The organism is Pseudoalteromonas shioyasakiensis (assembly GCF_024518675.1).
Classification (GTDB): domain Bacteria; phylum Pseudomonadota; class Gammaproteobacteria; order Enterobacterales; family Alteromonadaceae; genus Pseudoalteromonas; species Pseudoalteromonas shioyasakiensis_B.
In genome coordinates this window covers 678,782-697,185 of sequence record NZ_JANIGL010000001.1, presented here as the reverse complement: position 1 = coordinate 697,185, position 18,404 = coordinate 678,782, and the positions used below count along the sequence as shown (strand labels likewise).

General features: G+C 40.9%; 20 protein-coding genes. 6 read left to right on the top strand and 14 right to left on the bottom strand.

Annotated features, from left to right (window positions below):
- Window positions 1-103: 103 nt before the first annotated feature.
- Window positions 104-1,114, top strand: coding sequence for an alpha/beta fold hydrolase (locus NQT69_RS03070; protein WP_256826237.1), 1,011 nt, complete (start codon window positions 104-106; stop codon window positions 1,112-1,114).
- A 73-nt stretch (window positions 1,115-1,187) separates the two neighbouring features.
- Here NQT69_RS03070 and NQT69_RS03065 read toward each other — a convergent pair whose 3' ends face one another.
- Both NQT69_RS03065 and NQT69_RS03060 read right to left on the bottom strand, forming a co-directional pair.
- Complete coding sequence (locus NQT69_RS03065) at window positions 1,188-2,258, bottom strand: methionine synthase (RefSeq protein WP_256826236.1); 1,071 nt, start codon at window positions 2,256-2,258, stop codon at window positions 1,188-1,190.
- A 45-nt stretch (window positions 2,259-2,303) separates the two neighbouring features.
- Window positions 2,304-3,284, bottom strand: coding sequence for a DUF1852 domain-containing protein (locus NQT69_RS03060; protein ID WP_256826235.1), 981 nt, complete (start codon window positions 3,282-3,284; stop codon window positions 2,304-2,306).
- Window positions 3,285-3,640: 356 nt separating this feature from the next.
- Between NQT69_RS03060 and NQT69_RS03055 the strand changes: the two genes are divergently transcribed.
- Window positions 3,641-4,450, top strand: coding sequence for a sulfite exporter TauE/SafE family protein (locus NQT69_RS03055; RefSeq protein WP_256826234.1), 810 nt, complete (start codon window positions 3,641-3,643; stop codon window positions 4,448-4,450).
- Between the two features lie 55 nt (window positions 4,451-4,505).
- On the opposite strand, the gene NQT69_RS03050 is transcribed toward NQT69_RS03055, so the two are convergent.
- The gene (locus tag NQT69_RS03050) at window positions 4,506-5,402 is read right to left on the bottom strand and encodes a TIGR01777 family oxidoreductase (protein WP_256826233.1); all 897 of its coding nucleotides are present in this window, start codon (window positions 5,400-5,402) and stop codon (window positions 4,506-4,508) included.
- Window positions 5,403-5,568: 166 nt separating this feature from the next.
- On the opposite strand from NQT69_RS03050, the gene NQT69_RS03045 reads away from it, so the two are divergent.
- Window positions 5,569-6,609 carry an AI-2E family transporter gene (locus tag NQT69_RS03045; protein ID WP_256826232.1) on the top strand — a complete coding sequence of 347 codons (1,041 nt, stop codon included), beginning with the start codon at window positions 5,569-5,571 and terminating at the stop codon, window positions 6,607-6,609.
- Between the two features lie 59 nt (window positions 6,610-6,668).
- Here NQT69_RS03045 and NQT69_RS03040 read toward each other — a convergent pair whose 3' ends face one another.
- From NQT69_RS03040 to NQT69_RS03020, 5 genes are all read right to left on the bottom strand, one after another.
- Window positions 6,669-7,079, bottom strand: coding sequence for a hypothetical protein (locus NQT69_RS03040; protein ID WP_256826231.1), 411 nt, complete (start codon window positions 7,077-7,079; stop codon window positions 6,669-6,671).
- The gene (locus NQT69_RS03035; RefSeq protein WP_256826230.1) at window positions 7,066-8,403 is read right to left on the bottom strand and encodes an ATP-binding protein; all 1,338 of its coding nucleotides are present in this window, start codon (window positions 8,401-8,403) and stop codon (window positions 7,066-7,068) included. Before NQT69_RS03035 ends, NQT69_RS03040 begins: the two co-directional genes overlap by 14 nt.
- The gene (locus NQT69_RS03030) at window positions 8,397-9,071 is read right to left on the bottom strand and encodes a response regulator transcription factor (RefSeq protein WP_256826229.1); all 675 of its coding nucleotides are present in this window, start codon (window positions 9,069-9,071) and stop codon (window positions 8,397-8,399) included. The genes NQT69_RS03035 and NQT69_RS03030 overlap by 7 nt, the downstream gene beginning before the upstream one ends.
- A gap of 3 nt (window positions 9,072-9,074) precedes the next feature.
- Window positions 9,075-9,338, bottom strand: coding sequence for a PepSY domain-containing protein (locus NQT69_RS03025; RefSeq protein ID WP_256826228.1), 264 nt, complete (start codon window positions 9,336-9,338; stop codon window positions 9,075-9,077).
- Window positions 9,339-9,493: 155 nt separating this feature from the next.
- On the bottom strand, window positions 9,494-9,796 hold the full coding sequence (locus NQT69_RS03020) for a YciI family protein (RefSeq protein WP_256826227.1): 303 nt from the start codon (window positions 9,794-9,796) through the stop codon (window positions 9,494-9,496).
- Between the two features lie 178 nt (window positions 9,797-9,974).
- Here NQT69_RS03020 and NQT69_RS03015 point away from each other — a divergent pair, with 178 nt between their 5' ends.
- A complete protein-coding gene (locus NQT69_RS03015; protein WP_256826226.1) occupies window positions 9,975-11,399 on the top strand; it encodes a sodium-dependent transporter in 1,425 nt (474 codons plus the stop codon).
- A gap of 65 nt (window positions 11,400-11,464) precedes the next feature.
- On the opposite strand, the gene NQT69_RS03010 is transcribed toward NQT69_RS03015, so the two are convergent.
- The gene (locus NQT69_RS03010; protein WP_256826225.1) at window positions 11,465-12,103 is read right to left on the bottom strand and encodes a CPBP family intramembrane glutamic endopeptidase; all 639 of its coding nucleotides are present in this window, start codon (window positions 12,101-12,103) and stop codon (window positions 11,465-11,467) included.
- Between the two features lie 78 nt (window positions 12,104-12,181).
- Window positions 12,182-12,760 carry an inner membrane-spanning protein YciB gene (locus NQT69_RS03005; RefSeq protein ID WP_256826224.1) on the bottom strand — a complete coding sequence of 193 codons (579 nt, stop codon included), beginning with the start codon at window positions 12,758-12,760 and terminating at the stop codon, window positions 12,182-12,184.
- 156 nt (window positions 12,761-12,916) lie between these two features.
- Between NQT69_RS03005 and NQT69_RS03000 the strand changes: the two genes are divergently transcribed.
- Window positions 12,917-13,186 carry an HU family DNA-binding protein gene (locus NQT69_RS03000; RefSeq protein ID WP_256826223.1) on the top strand — a complete coding sequence of 90 codons (270 nt, stop codon included), beginning with the start codon at window positions 12,917-12,919 and terminating at the stop codon, window positions 13,184-13,186.
- A gap of 138 nt (window positions 13,187-13,324) precedes the next feature.
- The gene (locus NQT69_RS02995) at window positions 13,325-13,903 is read left to right on the top strand and encodes a type 1 glutamine amidotransferase domain-containing protein (protein ID WP_256826222.1); all 579 of its coding nucleotides are present in this window, start codon (window positions 13,325-13,327) and stop codon (window positions 13,901-13,903) included.
- A gap of 60 nt (window positions 13,904-13,963) precedes the next feature.
- Here the strand turns inward: NQT69_RS02995 and trpA are convergent, their stop codons facing one another.
- From trpA to trpD, 4 genes are read right to left on the bottom strand one after another with little or no spacing between them, the layout of a single operon-like run.
- On the bottom strand, window positions 13,964-14,791 hold the full coding sequence (gene trpA / locus NQT69_RS02990; RefSeq protein WP_256826221.1) for a tryptophan synthase subunit alpha: 828 nt from the start codon (window positions 14,789-14,791) through the stop codon (window positions 13,964-13,966).
- Entirely contained in the window at window positions 14,788-15,972 is a 1,185-nt protein-coding gene (gene trpB, locus NQT69_RS02985; protein WP_256826220.1) for a tryptophan synthase subunit beta, read from the bottom strand. Before trpB ends, trpA begins: the two co-directional genes overlap by 4 nt.
- Window positions 15,973-15,979: 7 nt before the next feature.
- A complete protein-coding gene (gene trpCF, locus NQT69_RS02980; protein WP_256826219.1) occupies window positions 15,980-17,344 on the bottom strand; it encodes a bifunctional indole-3-glycerol-phosphate synthase TrpC/phosphoribosylanthranilate isomerase TrpF in 1,365 nt (454 codons plus the stop codon).
- Entirely contained in the window at window positions 17,337-18,404 is a 1,068-nt protein-coding gene (gene trpD / locus NQT69_RS02975; RefSeq protein ID WP_256826218.1) for an anthranilate phosphoribosyltransferase, read from the bottom strand. The genes trpCF and trpD overlap by 8 nt, the downstream gene beginning before the upstream one ends.

Genomic DNA, 18,404 nt, shown 5'->3' with positions numbered 1-18,404 from the left:
TAAAGGTAAAATAAAAAATAATAACCTGCCGCCAATGTTACGGCCTAAACTCTATAGCATTGAAAAAGTTAAATGCTGATATAGTTCAATTAGAGGAGAGTTGATGCAAAATACAATAGCTCAGTTTGCAATAATAATATGTATGGTCATGTTGACCGGCTGTGATTGGTTTGATGATAAAGCGGAGGTGGCACCTGAACATGAGGCATTTTTATTAACGGATCGTCACCCTCAGAATGTGAAATTGCAGCAGCAGTTAGCGAATACACTTTCTAATGAACAGTTATATCAACGGGCGTTAAGTTTATGGCCGGTTGCTTACCGTGAGCTAAATGTACCCACGTCACTTGGACAAGCTCGGATTATTGTTGCAGGTCCGGTTGATGCTCAACCCGTTGTGTTATTACATGGTATGCATGCAAATTCAGCGATGTGGTATCCAAATGTAGCTACGTTAGCTGAGCACTTCCGGGTTTATGCTGTTGATGATTTGCTTGGCTCAGGCGGTTCACAAGCGAGTGCCGATATCTCTGATATGTCGCAGTTAGTGAGATGGTATCAAGAATTGTTTGAACAACTCCAATTGGACTCTATCCATTTGGTGGGGGCTTCCCGTGGTGGTTGGCAAGCGGTTGCAATTGCATTAGCTGAATCAAAAATTGAAAGTTCGCGTATTCAACGTTTAGTCTTGCTAAGTCCTGCGCAAACCTTTGCCTGGGTTGAATTTAGTACAGATTTACTAGCAAGTATCTTTTTTACTCTAAACCCTGAGCGTGCAAAAGTACAAGATAGTTTGCAAAGTGTTTCTAGCCGACCAGAGTTGATACACCCTGTCTACTTAGATCAATATGTTGCTGCACTTGAGCACGATCCTGTACCTGATTTAATCATGGCGATGCGTCCATTTTCAGAGCAGCAACTACAGCAAATTACCGTACCCACATTAGTAATGATTGGTGACGAAGATATGATGAATGATCAAGATAGCCTTGAGCAGGCGAAAAAGCTATTACCGCAAGCACACACTTTACAAGTAAAAAATGCAGGTCACTTTTTAACCGTTGATCAGGCTGAATTAGTCAATAATGAAGTGGTCAGGTTTTTATCTAAATAACCGTTATCATTTGTAGTGTTATATTAAACGAGGAAAGGTGTCTCGTTTAATATAACGTTCTGATTGACTGCGGTTATGCGCTAAGCGTGACAGTATTATTTTGTGCTGATAGCTCTTTGCGTATAATGTTTGTCCCTTCACTGAGAGCGTTTAGTTTGCCTCTGGCTACTGCGCGAGGTAGGGGGGCCATGCCACAGTTTGTACAGGGGTAAAGTTTATCAGCGTCTACGAACTGCAATGCTTTTCTTAGGGTGTTAGCAACTTCGTCTGCAGTTTCAATCGTATGGCTTGCAACATCAATGGCGCCTACCATGACCTTTTTTCCGCGTATCAGTTCAAGTAAGTCCATAGGCACATGAGAGTTGTGGCATTCTAAAGAGATAATATCAATATTCGACTTTTGCAGTTTAGGAAATGCTTGTTCGTATTGTCGCCACTCGGTGCCTAGGGTTTTCTTCCAATCGGTGTTAGCTTTGATGCCATAGCCGTAACAAATATGTACCGCAGTTTCACATTTGAGGCCTTCAATGGCTCTTTCTAAAGTGGCAATGCCCCAATCATTAACTTCATCAAAAAACACATTAAAAGCGGGCTCATCAAATTGAATAATATCAACGCCTGCGGCTTCTAGCTCTTTTGCTTCATGATTAAGGATTTTAGCAAACTCCCAAGCAAGCTTTTCTCGGCTTTTATAATGGTCATCATATAATGTATCTATCATGGTCATTGGCCCAGGCAAGGCCCACTTTATTGGTTTATCGGTCTGCTGGCGTAAAAATTTGGCGTCTTCAACAAACACTGATTTTGATCTTGTTACTGGGCCAATTACCGTGGGGACACTGGCATCGTATCTATCGCGAATCTTAACTGTTTTTCGCGTAGTAAAATCAACGCCATTGAGGTGCTCAATAAACGTTGTAACGAAGTGTTGACGAGTTTGTTCGCCGTCACTCACAATATCAATGCCAGCTTGATTTTGCTCTTGCAATGATACTCGTAGTGCATCCTGTTTGCCCTCAATAAGTTGTTCGTCTTGCAGTTTCCAAGGAGACCAAAGTTTTTCAGGTTCAGCCAGCCATACCGGCTTGGGCAAGCTACCTGCGGTTGATGTAGGAAGTAGGGTGTTGCTTTTAATCGTTTTCATAATAAATTTGAACCATCTAATGAGTTTAGGGTGCTGTTTTTAATGCTACGCCTGTGCGTAACTTTGAGACCATTGCTCAAGTACTGTTTGGTAAGGTTTAATAAAATGCTGTTCGGCAAACTTACCTTGTTCACTCGCCAGTTTGCTGCGCTCTTCACGGTCATAAACAATTTGCGTAAGTGAATGATCCACATTTTTTAAATTTGGCTTGTAGCATTTACCTGCAACGGCATTAGCGTTATAAATCTCTGGACGATAGATTTTTTGAAAAGTTTCCATCGTACTGATCGTGCCTATTAACTCAAGGTGTGTGTAGTCGTTGAGTAAATCGCCAACAAAGTAAAACGCTAAAGGTGCTACGCTGTTAGGCGGCATAAAGTAGCGAACCTGTAAGCCCATTTTTTTGAAGTATTGCTCAGTTAACGAGGATTCATTCGGTTGATATTCAACACCTAAAACAGGGTGTTGATTTTCACTACGATAATAGGTTTTGTTGTCTGATACGCTAAGGCAAATTACAGGTGGCTTTTTAAAGTGTTGTTTGTACTCTTTTGAATTCACAAAGTATTGAAATAGTTTACCGTGCAACTCACCAAAATTATCAGGAATACTGAACGTGGCTTTCCCTTTATTATGAGCGGGCAGTAAAATACTAAAGTCATAATCACGCACATATGAAGAAAAGTTATTTCCTACAATACCTTCTATACGTTTATTGGTTTTATGATCCACTATATTGGTTTTTAATACTTCAATAGACGGAAAACTTTCATTACTTCCTTGCACATCCATATCAACAGAAACAATTTCAAGCTCTATGCTATAACGATCTCCTTGAGGGTTATCCCAATGGGCGAGTGCGTTAAAGCTATTGTCTATCATCTTTAAGGCATTTCGAAGATTCTGTTGGCGGTAACTTCCTCTGGCTAAATTAGCAAAGTTAGTGGTGATACGTGTACTGCTTGATGGTTGATAGTTTTCATCAAGAGGTACACTTTTTACTGTAAATGTGAAGTCTGTATTCATTGCTGCGCTATCCAATCTAGTTTAAAAACTTAACTAATTTATACGTGGATCGGTACATGAAGAAAAACGGTTAAATTTCACATAAAACATGAATCATATTCATCCAATTTTTAAGGTGTCGCTGTTTGCTTAATGAAGACTAGGGTTTTAAGTTTATTTCTTCTTGAATCTCTGGGTGTCTAGACCTCTCTTTTTGTAATGTGTATTTTTTTCATGTAAAACATGAGGATTCTTCAGCAGTTATGCCTATTTAAACTGCCAGTAGCGCTGTCATATCTTGATATACTCCTGCTGGGTGTAGCAAATGGCCCCTTTTTAAAGAATCGTTTTCACTATTAAAATAAGAGATAAGCTGAATGAGTGAACTAATAATATTGATAATTTACTGTGCGATCCTCGGATGTGGGGTGGGGTTTTTAGCAGGATTGCTTGGTATTGGTGGCGGCCTAGTGATTGTGCCAATATTGAGTAGCTTATTACTTCATTTTGAAGTTTTACCCGCCGATCAAGTGGTGATTGGAGCAATTGCTACATCGCTTGCGTCAATTTTATTTACTTCAACCTCATCTGCACTGGCACATCATAAAAATGGTAATGTTCCTTGGCATTTAGCTCCTTGGGTAATGACCGGTGTGGCTCTGGGGGCACTTATTAGTGGTTTTATGGCTGCACTTTTACCAGAGCATATAGTACGGATAGTTTTTGCTGTGAGTGTAGTACTGATTGCAATCAAGATGTTTTTTAGTAATAAAAACAGCTCAAACAATGAACGCAGCGTTCCTAATAAAGGAGTGCTTACTATTTTGACCACTTTAACGGGGGGAGTGTCTGCCATGATAGGTATAGGTGGCGGTGCATTATTGGTGCCCTTGTTGACATTTTTCTCAGTGGATATGAAAAAAGCCATTGGTTGTGCATCGGCGTGCGGTATTGTAATCGCATTATTTGGCTCGGTAGGGTACATCAGCTCAGGAAGTGAGTATTTTTCTATCACTGAGGGCTTTGCTGGGTTTGTATATTTACCCGCTTTGTTTGGAATTGTGTGTACATCTTGGTTTATGGCGCCAATTGGTGCTAAAGCAACTCACTATTTACCCGTTGCAACGATAAAAAAAATATTTGCCGGTTTATTAGTGCTAACCGCTATAAAAATGATTGCCGGTTAGGATATTAAAAGGGGCGAGTATAACTGTACTTGCCACTTTAAACGCTACACAAATGCTAGTGACTGAGCAGGTTATCTAACGCTTTTGGTAAAGTAGGATAAGCAAATACAAAACCCGCATCTATTATTTTTTGTGGTAAAACGTATTGGCCAAACACAACTAATTCAGCCATTTCACCCATCAAAATATTAAGTACCCATGCTGGCATTGGTAATATAGCTGGCCGATGTAGGGCTTTTGCGAGGGTTTTACTAAAATCTCGGTTGCTTTGTGGTATCGGGGCTGTGGCATTTATAGCCCCTGTTAGTTGCTGATTTAACATACTAAATTCAATAAGCGCCACCATATCATCAATATGGATCCATGACATGCCTTGCGCGCCGCTGGCAATCGGACCACCTAAGCCGAGTTTAAAAGGAGGAAGCATTTTAGCTAGTGCTCCACCGTGATTGGCAAGCACAATACCTGTACGCAAAACGCATACTCTGGTGCGTGGTGAGTGCGCTTTAAGCGCGCCTTGCTCCCAGTCATCGCATAAAGTGTGGCTAAATTCAGGGTGAATTTTTTGATATGTCTCATCAATGGACTGACTGCCTTGACGGCCATAATAACCAATCGCACTGCCAGATATAAAGGTATGAGGTGGAGTTTCGCACGCAATTATTGCTGCTGTAATTTGTTGCGTTAAGATAATGCGGCTATCTCTGATCCGCTGCTTTTGTTTTTTACTCCAGCGCTTATTTACGATGGCTTCACCAGCGAGGTTTATAACACAATCAATAGTATTAAAGTTAATTTCGTGTAAGGAGTTAAAGTAGCTTAGGCTATTGCCAAGTTGGCGCTTGGCTTTTTGTGGGTTTCTAGTTAAAACGTGTAGGGTATGGTTTTTACTTAATTGTTTGCATAAAGCGCTGCCAATTAAGCCTGTGGCACCGGTGATCAATATGTTCATTTTTTTGCCCGAGCAATTTTTTATATCAAGTTATACGAATTAAAGCTGCTTTTGATCACTTTGCAATCAATGTGTTGGCTAAATCGTATTTAATTTCAACGACACTCGCATCATAAGGTAGTTTGGGTATACACTAACCCTAGTTTTAATTTTCAAGGATCGTAGTTTGGCGGGATTAACTGGAGTAAACAAAAGTTTAGTTATTTTTGCGGCATTAGTTGTTGGACTAGCCGGTATTAAAGCAGCAAGTGTGATTGTCATTCCTTTTGTTTTAGCGGCATTTATAGCAATTATTTGCAATCCGCTATTAGGTTTTTTTGCTCGTTATAATATTCCTAAAGGCATTGCCATTATGTTAGTAATGCTGATGGTCGTGGGTGTTGGTGTGAGTTTAGGCGGACTTGTAGGCCAATCATTGACTGACTTTTCACAGCACTTGCCTGAGTACAAGGCTAAGTTGCAAGAAGAGTTTATTTGGCTGGTGGATGTGGCAGGGCGTTATAATATTTTAATCAACAAAGAGCAGTTAGTCTCGATGTTTGATCCGGGTAAAATGATTGATGTAGCAACAAATATGCTTACAGGGCTAGGTGGTGTGATGGCCAACTTGTTCTTAATCATTTTGACCGTGGTATTTATGTTATTTGAAGGCCCCATGTTTAGCCATAAAATACACATGGCACTTGATGATCCTGATATGAAAATGAAGCAAATTGATAGGTTTTTGCATTCGATTAACTCATATTTAGCGATTAAAACTCTGGTTAGTTTAGGCACTGGGTTATTAGCTGCATTGCTATTGTGGATTTTAAACGTCGATTACTTTGTGCTCTGGGGTGTCGTGGCCTTTATGTTTAACTATATTCCTAACATTGGCTCGATTATCGCGGCCGTTCCTGCTGTATTATTGGCGTTAATTACTCAAGGGCCTTTAATTGCGGGCATCGTTGGCGCAGGTTACCTCACTATAAATACGGTAATGGGCAATATTGTTGAGCCTCGTTTTATGGGGAAAGGTCTCGGGCTTTCAACATTAGTGGTATTTTTATCATTGATATTTTGGGGCTGGTTATTGGGAACTGTTGGTATGCTATTATCAGTTCCGTTAACCATGATAGTCAAAATTGCACTTGAGACAAGTGATGAAGGACGTTGGCTTGCGACGTTATTAGGTAATGGTGAAGAGCTCGAAAAACAACAGAGCTAATTGTTAATTCACTGATGTAAAAAACCACGCCATACTGCGTGGTTTTTTATTAGAGAAAACTATTTAAGTGGTTGCTTTAAAACCTCTAGGTGCTGCTGCAATACACGTATTTCGCACCGTTTGTAAACAATTGCAGCTTGCGTTGCATTAGGCATTTTTTGTAAATAGCGCCAGCGGCAACTGTCTTCCAAGAAGCGGGTTTGACTTTTAATACTACGTTTGAATATGGGCAATAACTGGGTGTTGCCTGTGTCTTCTTGGATCTTTGCTAAATCCAGAGTGAGTTTATTGATCCACGTTTGTTGACTGCGCTCTAAGGCGGCAATGTCTTTGTCTAAACATTGAATGTATTTTTTAGTGTCATCGGTTGTTGATTGTTCTGCTAAAGTGCATTCATCAGCGACTGAAGCGCCACTAAACATAATACATAGTGCGCTTAAGTACATAGTTAAGCGGTTATTTTTTGCCATTATAATTAAACTCTAAAGTAAATTGTGCGCCGCTGAGTGGTTTAGAATCAGCAATAGTTAACGTACCGTGGTATGAGGTTACAAGGTCTGAAACTATGGCCATACCGACTCCGTGCCCACTTTCGTAAGTATCTAAGCGAGTACCACGGGTCAGCAGTGATTCACGTTTATCTTCGGGGACACCGGGTCCATCATCACTGATCACAATGCGAAGAGACTTGCTTTGTATAACTTGTATATCGACCTGAGAACGACAAGCTTTACAGGCGTTATCGATTAAATTACCAAGTAATTCAAGTAAATCTGTTTTGTCGCCTAAAAAGTAATCTTTATCAGAGACCGCACAATGAAATATAATATCTTTGTCACGGTAAACTTTGCCCATCGCATTTAAAATAGAATCAAGAACAGGTTTGATAGCTGTTTGTTTTTTCCATGTATCGGATGCGCCAGTTGCTGCACGTTTTAACTGATGTTCGATCATCACATTTATGCGATCTAGCTGCTCTTGGGCATCTGCATCGTCTGCCAGTGGGCTCGACTTTAGCACTGCCAAGGGGGTTTTTAACGCATGTGCTAAATCACTTAATGAAGCGCGATAGCGCTCTTTTTGTCGTTGTTGCGACTCTAGTAGTAGGTTTAAGTCAGCCTTTATCGTTTGCAATTCAACTGGGTATAGGCCTTTTATTTGTTGAATGTCACCTGACTCAATGGCTTTGATTTCTTTATCTAAGCGTTGCAGAGGGCGTGCACTCCAGACAAAACCAACAGCCATTAAAGCGGCAATGGCAACACCCATTACATACATCCAATTGACCAAGGTTTGCTTAAAGCCATCCATTAATCGTAGTAGCGCATCGTTACGTTTTAGCAGAATAAATCGGGCTTGTTCAGATTGGTCAATGTTATTGAGAATAACAGTAAGGCTCAGTTGCCAGTAGATAGTGTCTTTGTATTGCACTCGTCTAAAGTCTGCGGCTCCAGCTTTTGTTTCAACATATTCAGGAACAAAATTCACGTTAACCGCGGATTCTGAGTGCCACACGGGCTGATCATCACGGTAAATCATTGCGTAGGTGTCTGAATTCAATCTATTTAGCTCTGGCGCTAAAATAGTACTGGGCATAATAATACCGCGCTCAGTAAAGTCGACTTCAGAGATCAGTGAGTATAGGTGTGCTTCGAGTGTTTTTTCTGTCGCTTCAACAAGTGACGCGTAATAGGCTTTGCCAATGGAGAAAAATAAAATAGGTAAAGCAACTAATAAAACAAAGACAAGGATAAATCCTTGCCTTACTTTTAACGGGATTTGCGATGCTACCACTGACTTTTGAGCCTATACCCGCGTCCGCGTAATGTTTCAACTGGATTTAAAGTGCCATCTGGGTCAAGCTTTTTGCGTAAACGTAATACAAATACTTCGATGACGTTTGAGTCTAAATCAAAGTCTTGATCGTAAATGTGCTCAGTTAACTCAGATTTAGAAATCACTTTTTGTGGATTAACCATTAGGTACTCAAGCACTTTGTACTCGTAAGCTGTAAGGCTTAACTCTTTGCCGTCTACCCAAACTTGTTGCGAACGGGTATGTATTTTAATTGGGCCTGCGGTCATTTCTGGATTGGCTTTACCTGCACTGCGTCGAATTAGCGCATTACAGCGAGCAATTAACTCTTCTACATGAAATGGCTTGGTAAGGTAGTCATCAGCACCTGCATCAAGTCCTTCCACCTTGTCTTGCCAGCGGTCACGCGCTGTAAGAATTAAAATTGGAATCGTTACGCCTTGTGCACGGGCTTTGTTGATCAACTCGATACCATCGATTTTAGGTAAACCTAAATCAACCACAGCCATATCAAGTGGGTACTCGGTAATGTGGAATAAGCCAGCTTCTCCGTCGTGGCAAAGATCAACACTGTAGCGTTCTTTTTCTAAAGCATTTCGCAGGTTGTCTGCTAAGTGTAAATCGTCTTCAATTACTAAAATTCGCATTTCTTAATCCTTTTTCACTTTGCCGGTTTTTTTATTAACGTGAACGTCGACTACATGGCCGTCATTTTTTAAAATTCTTACGGTATAAATATCGTTTTGGTCAGTAATTTTTAGAGTTTTACCATCTTCGTTTTTTTTAGCAAGTTCAACAGCTTGCTTTTTGCTTATTTCTGCTTTTTTTACCTGAGGCTCGGCAAAGCTATTATTCGAATAAACGCTACATAATAACGCAAAAGCCACGCAATTGATGGCAAATATTGTACGCATGATGGGGGAACTCCTAAACCAGACCCTACCTATTAGTTTAATGAACCAAGCAACTAAAACTCAAGTAAAAACCGTAAAATAGTGTGATTCATTTAAACAAGTCTAGTTAACAACCAGTGAACAAACCCTGAACTCATTATTTAGCTTTTTGGTTTTTATTTGCCGTAGACTTTTTTAAACGGCTTCACGAGCGAGTTTTCATAAACCCCGCCGCTAACATAAGGATCGGCGGCAGCCCATTCTCGAGCATCTTCTAATGAATCAAATTCAGCCACTACTAACGAGCCTGTAAAGCCAGCCTCAGCAGGGGTGTCACTATCAATTGCAGGCAGAGGTCCTGCGGTTAATAGGCGGCCTTGGCTATCTAGCTCCTCTAATCGCGCAAGATGAGCGGGGCGTGCTGCTTTTCTAAATTCTAGACTATTCTCGATGTCAGTTGAGTAAATCATGTATAACATAGTGTGCTCTGTTGTCAGTTTGCAGTATGAATAAGTCCCATATTAGCACACAGTTTTTACTCGGCGAAGATTTTAGCTTTACAGTCTACGGGTATTTTTAAACTGAATCTGCTTGAAAAGCCCAGTACAACACTGGTAGAGTCGCTGAGATAGTACAAAATAATAATAAGGTTTTTAAATGAGCGATAATCGAGAGCATTTTAGCTCCCGCCTCGGATTTATATTGGCAGCTGCAGGTTCTGCGGTAGGTATTGGTAACCTAGTCGGCTTTCCTGTTTCTGCAACTAAGAATGGTGGTGGAGCATTTTTGCTTGTTTATGCACTGTTTGTCATCTTTATCTGTTTACCCGTAATGATGGCTGAAATGGCAATGGGTCGTCAGGCACAAAAAGACCCACTCAATGCCTATAAGCTGCTTTCAGGGAATGATAAAAAATGGACGTTTGCCGGTTTTTTAGCCGTATTGACGCCATTTATGATTGCGGTGTTTTATATGGTGATCACGGTTTGGATTTTTGGTTATTTAAGCCAAGTCGCGGTTGGTAATTTAGATCAACTAGCCGATCCAAAAAGCTTTGGTGCATTTATTAATAGTAGCAGTGTGTTTTGTTACATGGCCGTTGTTGCTTTAATTGTAAACTTAATACTTGTTGGTGGTGTTAAGCAAGGTATTGAAAAAGCTGCTAAATTTTTAATGCCCGCATTATTTGTCTTACTGATAGCCTTAGTGGTTTATGTATTAACCTTAGATAATGCAATGGCAGGGGTTAAATATTATATTATTCCTGATATTTCAAAAATGAATGCCAGCGTGCTTAATGGCGCATTAGCCCAAGCGTTCTTTTCATTGTCGTTGGGTATGGGTATCTTGATGACATATGCGTCTTATATCTCGAAAAAAGATGATATTGTCGGCAGTGCAAAAATGGTCGCTGTTACCGATTCATTGGTGGCATTTATTGCGGGTTTGATGGTGTTACCGGCTATCTTTAGTTTTAACCCAAATACAGATCCTGCTAAGTTGTCTGACTCATCGGTATCTATGATTTTTGAATTTTTACCTAAAATCTTATTAGCATTACAATCAGATATTGGTTATGTAGGTGCATCAATTGTGGCCTTTATTTTCTTCTTACTGGTGTTTTTTGCAGCCATTACCTCTTTGGTGTCAATTGTTGAAGTACCGACAGCAACATTGAGTGAGCGCAAAGGCATTAGTCGTAAAATGGCATTACTGATTTTATCTGCCACCATCGGTTTACTAACCGTACTTTGTACTATGTCATTTGGGATGGTTGAAGGGCTGACCTCGTTTGTTAATTACGGCGGTGGTTCAAAAAGCATGTTTGATATTGTATATGATGTGTTTTACGACACAATTTTACCGCTCAATGGCTTAATGGTGTGCTTGTTTGTGATGTATCGCTGGAAAAAAGTACGTTTAACAGAAGAGTTAAGCCAAGGCTGCCCTGGTTATGCTGGTAGTTTTACTGAAAAGTACGTGAACTTTTCGCTGTCTACTTTCATCCCGGTTATTTTGGTACTTATATTTATTAATACCGTGGCGACTAAGTTCTTTGCGGTCAGTATTTTTGGTTTTTAATATAAACCACGAGTTATAAACTTTCTATATTAAAGCCGCGCTTTGAAGTGCGGCTTTTTACTATTTTACAGTGCTCCTGCATCTAAATACTGACCAATACCCAGGGTAAACATCCACAGCCCCCATAAACTATGCTCAATCACACAGACAAATGTAGAGCGGCTTTGAGCATAGGTATACGAAAACAATAGCCCACCCAAAAATGCAAGCAATACGGCAACCCAATTGGCATACACAATATGCGCTAACGCGAATACAGCTGCGCTGATCACGATGCGTACGGTTTTGTTTGGCATGATGCGTTTATAGCGATGGAAAAAGTAAGTACGAAATATTAGTTCTTGCGGTAATACAGAAAGTAGCGGGTAAAGTACCAGTAATAATAACCAATCATTAAACGAGGTACGCGGCATTATAAACCAATTACCCTGATTCATTATTGAATAAAACACCCCTGAAAACAGCGCCCCGATAAAAAAGAAACTAAACAGCCTGCGCTTCACCGCCGAAAATTCCCCTAAGCTGGTTAATCGAAAGCGCTTAAAGTGAGGGTCGCCTAGCAGTAACATGCCACATACACTCATCAAAATAATAAGTGCTGGAATGAGCCAATTTGCTAAATGTGCTCGTAGGCTAAACCCAAGTATAGGTAAAGCTATAAATATTAAGGTAAATTCAAACCAGCGGTATTGAGAGGCGTTCAAGGTCGTCTCGGCTTTGAGTTTGCAAATTAGGCTAACAAGATAAGACGACAGATTTATGACATTGATGACGCTTTTTGCTTATTTACTAGGCTTAATGTCATCATCGGGGAAGTATTTGTAAAGCGCTAAAATACTGGCAAAGATACTAACAAAGGTGATTGCCATTAAACCAAACACTTTAAAGTTGACCCAAAAATCAAGGGAAAAGTTATAAGCAATATATAAATTAAGCGTAGCGACACTTGTGGTTATGATTATCCAAACTAGATTAAGTTTATCCCAAGTAGCCTTTGGTATAGCAATGGGTTGCTGAGTATCAAAGGCATTGCTTAACAGCGCTTCAAATGCTTTTTGGACTAAGTTTTTAGCGAAAAAGTACCGGCTAATTATTAATGTAATTGCTAATCCAGCATAAATAATCGTCGCCTTTAGTTTTACAAATTGTTCATCGTGAAATACCAATGTGAGGGTGCCCAGTATTACCGCTAAAGCAAAAAATAACCATTGTCGCGTCGGGACTTTCTTCACTTTTAAATAGCTGTAGGCAACTTGGATAAATGTTGTAGCCATTAATAGGGCGGTTGCCCAGTAGATATCAGCAAACTTAAAAATCGCAAAAAATAACAGTAAGGGAATAAATTCGATCATTGCGTGCATACAGGGCTTAGTAAGTAAAATTAGGATTGACGTTTTACCAAGTTATTTACGCAGATACAAGGTTGACTTACGAGTGTCTAAGCCTTAGCCTGCGTGCTTTTGATTCTCAGACCAGCATGAACTGTCAATTGTATTGACGCGGATTTAGGAGTATTTATGAATAAAGCAGAACTAATCACTGCGATGTCGGCTTGTAGTGAGCTAAGTAAGAAAGACTCAAAAGCAGCACTTTCAAGCCTATTAAAAGTCATTACAACCTCTCTTTCAGAAGGGGATCAAGTACAAGTCGGTGGTTTTGGCACTTTTGCGTTAAGTTATCATCCAGCGCGCTCAGGTCGTAATCCACAAACGGGTGAAACAATTGAAATTGAAGGTGCTAACAAACCGGTTTTTAAAGCCGCCAAAGCACTTAAAGATTTACTTTAATGTAGGATCTGCACATTGTGTGACTCAATTACAGAGTGCCGCCTTGGTTTTTATATACTTTAATTAATTTTCAATAGGTTACAGTTTGGCATGGTGTCTGCTTTTAATGTGTTAAACCCACATAAATAAGGAGATAACATGTCTACATTACAAACAGGTACACAACTTAGCGGTAAAACCATCGCTATATTAGCAACCGATGGCTTTGAGCAAAGCGAGCTATTTTCACCACGTAGCGCATTATTAGATGCGGGCGCAAAAGTTGAAATCATCTCAATTAAAGAAGGTGAAATTACAGGCTGGGATGAAGATGTATGGGGCGATAAAGTCACTGTGGATAAACTCGCAAGCGAAGCAAGCAGTGATGATTACGATGCTCTACTTTTACCTGGTGGTTTATTTAACCCCGATAGCCTACGCCAAGATAAAGACGCGAAAGCGTTTGTCGATGGTTTTTTTGGTGCCCAAATGAATAAACCTGTCGCTGCAATTTGTCATGGTCCTTGGTTATTAGCTGAGATCAATAAACTAAGAGACCGTACTGTAACGTCATTCCCAAGTATTAAAACAGATTTAATGAATGCAGGCGCTAACTGGGTTGACGAAGAAGTGAGTGTGGATAAAGGCTTAGTAACAAGCCGTAGTCCTGCTGATTTAGCAGCTTTTAATCGTAAATTTATTGAAGAAATTATTGAAGGCAAACATCAGGCTCATTAAATGTGCTTAATGTTGTAATATAAAAGGGGGCGCTTTATGCCCCCTTTTTATATAAAAATCTTAAAGCTGTGTCGCTGCTTTCATCGATGCGACAAACTCTTTTAGTTCTGTCAGCATAGCGGGTGGGTTATCAAGGTTTGTTTCGATAATCTTAACCACTGCAGAGCCTGAAATAGCACCCGCAGCGCCCGCTGCTAACGCTGCTTTTACATCATCAGGTGTTGAAATACCAAAGCCTAATAGTGCAGGAGCGCTGTGGTACTCTTTTAATTTAGTGACAATTGATGATGCCGGCATTTGTGCTTTTGTTTCAGTGCCAGTCACACCAGCGCGAGATAACAAATAAGTATAACCACGGCCATAAGAGGCACACTGACGTAGTGTGTCATCAGAGGCATTCGGTGTAGCGATAAAGATAGGATCAATCCCGTTACTCATCGCAGCTTGGCGAAACATTTTTGATTCATGTAAAGGCACATCAGCAACTAAAATCGAGTCAACGCCTGCGGCTTTTGCATCAGTGTAAAACGTTTCAAGGCCACGCTTAAAAACCAAGTTAGAGTACAATAATAGCCCGATTGGAATATCAGCATTGTATTGGCGAACTTGTTTAATGATATCGAAGCAGTCTTGGGTGTTAACATTCACATCAAGTGCGCGAATATTTGCAGCTTGAATGACCGGGCCATCTGCGATTGGGTCTGAAAATGGAATACCTAGCTCTAACGCATCGGCGCCACCGTCAATTAAGCTTTTAATGATCTCAACACTGAGCTCTTTATTTGGATCGCCAATGGTAACAAAAGGAACGAAAGCCCCTTGATTTTGCTCTTTTAAGGCTGCAAATTTTTGCCCATAACGGTCTGTGTTTTGATGTGTTTGGCTCATGCTTCGCTCCCTTTTGATAATACATCCATGACGTGTGATAAGTCTTTGTCACCACGGCCGCTCAAGTTAACCACTAAAACTGTTTCTTCTGTTTGCTGCTCAGCGTATTTTAATGCGTACGCAAGGGCGTGGCTTGACTCAAGTGCTGGGATAATCCCTTCATTTTTAGCCAGTAGCTGGAATGCTTCAAGTGCTTCGGTATCTGTAATACCAACATATTGTGCACGGCCTGTTTCGTGTAAAAATGCGTGCTGAGGGCCTACTGCTGGGTAATCAAGCCCTGCAGATACAGAATATGACTCTTCAATTTGGCCATCATCATTTTGCATAATGTAGGTATAAGTCCCGTGTAAAATGCCTTTTGTGCCTTTACACAGCGTTGCGCCATGCTCATGGGTGTCTAGCCCTTTACCAGCAGGCTCTACGCCAATAAGCTTTACACTGGGTTCGTCAATAAAATCTGTAAACATCCCAATTGCATTAGACCCGCCGCCAACACAGGCAAGCACGGCATCAGGCAAACGACCTTCGGCTTTTAAAACTTGTTGTTTGGCTTCTTCACCAATCATTTTTTGGAACTCACGTACCATAGTGGGGAATGGGTGTGGGCCAGCTGCTGTACCAAGAAGATAATGAGCTTCTTTGTAATTAGCAGACCAATCACGAAGCGCTTCGTTAACAGCATCTTTCAATGTGCCAGAGCCGGCGGTAACAGGGATAACTTCAGCGCCCATTAATTTCATACGAAATACATTAGGTTGCTGGCGATCAACATCTTTTGCACCCATGTAAATACGGCATTTTAAGCCAAGTAATGCACAGGCTAAAGCGGTGGCAACGCCATGTTGGCCTGCGCCGGTTTCTGCAATCACTTCTTTTTTGCCCATGCGCTTGGTTAACAACGCTTGACCTAAAACTTGATTGGTTTTGTGTGCGCCACCGTGTAATAAATCTTCCCGCTTTAAGTACAGTTTTACTTTCGGGTTTTTAATTAAATTACGAGTTAATGTTAGTGGGGTAGGGCGACCTGCGTATTCATTTAATAATTTTTCAAACTCAGCCTGAAAAGCCGCATCAGTTTGTGATTTATTAAATTCATCTTCTAACTGCTTAAGCGCAGGAACTAGGAGTTCTGGCACAAACATGCCACCAAACTCACCAAAATATGCTGGATTGTTCATTTTAACCTCAATATTTACGGATGCTGTTAAATGCATCATTTAATTTGTGTTGGCATTTTTTGCCTGCGCTTAGCTCAACCCCAGAGTTTAGATCTAGGCCATGAGCTCCTTGGTATAAAGCGCCTTGGATGTTATTTGCGTTTAGCCCACCGGCTAACATAAATGGCTGTTTCGCATTGTTTAGAATTGTCCAATCAAATGTTTTACCTGTGCCGCCTTCTTGAGTATCGCTGTAGGTGTCGTAAAGGTGGCGATCAACACCATTAAGTTGCTCAGGCAAATTATCTTTGACCGCTTGCGCTTTCCATATCTCACACGTGTTTGGTAGTAGCGGGCGCAGCTCGTCAATGTAGGCTTGATTCTCTTGCCCATGTAACTGTACGGCTGCTAGTTTTAAGGTTTGAGCATGTTCAGCAACCTCACCAATACTGGCATTTACAAACACGCCGACAAAAGAAAGTGGCGCGCTTTGAGTAATTTGTAATGCACAATCAAGGTCTATAAAGCGGGGGGATTTAGGTGCAAAAATAAGTCCGCCAAACACCGCCCCACTGTTATAGGCAGCAACTGCATCTTGGCTACGTGTTAAACCACAGACTTTGTTTTCGCCTAAAATAACACTACGGCAGGCACGCTCTAAATCTCGTTCAGCCATTAATGAGCTACCAATTAAAAACCCATTACACAATGGTGCAAGGCGTTTAACATCCTGATGGGTATAAATGCCTGACTCAGAAATAACCACTTTATCATTAGGGATAAGTTTACGTAACTTTTCAGTGGTTGCTAAATCTGTGCTTAAATCACGCAAATCACGGTTATTAATACCAATAATTTGTGCATCCAAAGCAAGAGCTCGTTCTACCTCAGCTTCATTGCTCACTTCAGTTAATACTGCCATATTTAGGCTTTTAGCAACGCTCGCTAAGGCTTGATATTGGCTATCATCTAATACTGAAAGCATCAGTAAAATAGCATCGCCACCATAAATTCGCGCCATGTATATTTGGTACTCGTCGATAAAGAAGTCTTTACAGATCAGTGGCTGGTCAACTTGGCTACGCACAAATTCTAAATAATCAAAACTGCCTTGAAAGTATTTTTCATCAGTTAAAACACTAATGCAGCTTGCATGATTTTTATAGACACCAGTAATTTCAGCCAGATCAAAGGGTTCACGAATGAGTCCTTTTGAGGGCGATGCTTTTTTACACTCTAAAATAAACTGTGTACCAGGGGCTGCTAAGGCTTTATAAAAATCACGGTTTGTTGGTACCGCTTGTGCTTTAAAGCTCTCAAGCGGGCGCTTGGCTTTGCGCTCTATTAGTTCTTGTTGTTTATCGGCGACTATTTTGTCTAATACATTAGCCATTGGTTACCTCTGCGTTTACGGCTTTATTACTTTGCTCAACTATGGCATTTAATGTGTTTAAGGCTTGGCCTGATTTTAAAATGTTGGCAACTTGCTCAGCGCCAGTTTTAAAATTATCTACTTTTCCGGTCAAATACAGCAAAGCGGCTACATTTACAATAATGGCTGCATTGTGAGCTGGCGTGCCTGTACCAGCTAAAATAGCGCGGCTGGCATTTGCGTTATATTCTGGGCCTTCACCGGCCAGTAGTTCAAGTGAATAGTTTGCAAGACCAAAATCTGCAGGAGTAAGCGTGTACTCTTTAAGTTCACCATTATTAAGCTCAACAACTGTGGTACTGCCATGTAACGCAATTTCATCTGTGCCAGCACCATGAACAACCATTGCCCGTTGCGTACCGAGTGTTTTTAGGGTTTGTGCCATGGGTAGGCAAAGGTTTTCATCGTACACCCCTAATAATTGCACTTGCGGCGCTGCTGGGTTTGCCAAAGGCCCTAATATATTAAATATTGTGCGTGTTTTTAATGTGGTACGAACACCCATAGCATGGCGAACACCACTGTGGTAATGCGGCGCAAATAAAAATGTAAAACCTGTTTGCTCAAGGCATGCAACGGCTTGTGCTGGGGTCATATCAATATTAATACCCAGCGCTTTTAGTAAATCAGCAGAGCCTGAGTTACTTGAGACACTACGGTTGCCATGTTTAACCATGTTGATGCCACACGCTGCGGCCACAATGGCTGCGGTAGTACTAATATTGATGGTATTTGAGCCATCGCCACCTGTGCCACAGCTATCCGCAAGCGGTGTGAGTGGGGTTTTAAATTGCACCGCATTAGCGCGCATAGATGCGGCAGCACCGGCAATTTCGTCGCTGACTTCGCCTTTAATTTTTAATGCTACTAACAGTGCTGATAATTCAATCTCACTCACTTCACCTTGCATGATAGCATCGAATAGCTGTTGGCTTTGGCTAAAGCTTAATGATGCTTGCGCGAGTAACAGATCAATAAGAGCACGGCTGTTGTGCGTTGTTGATTGTTGATTGACTGACAT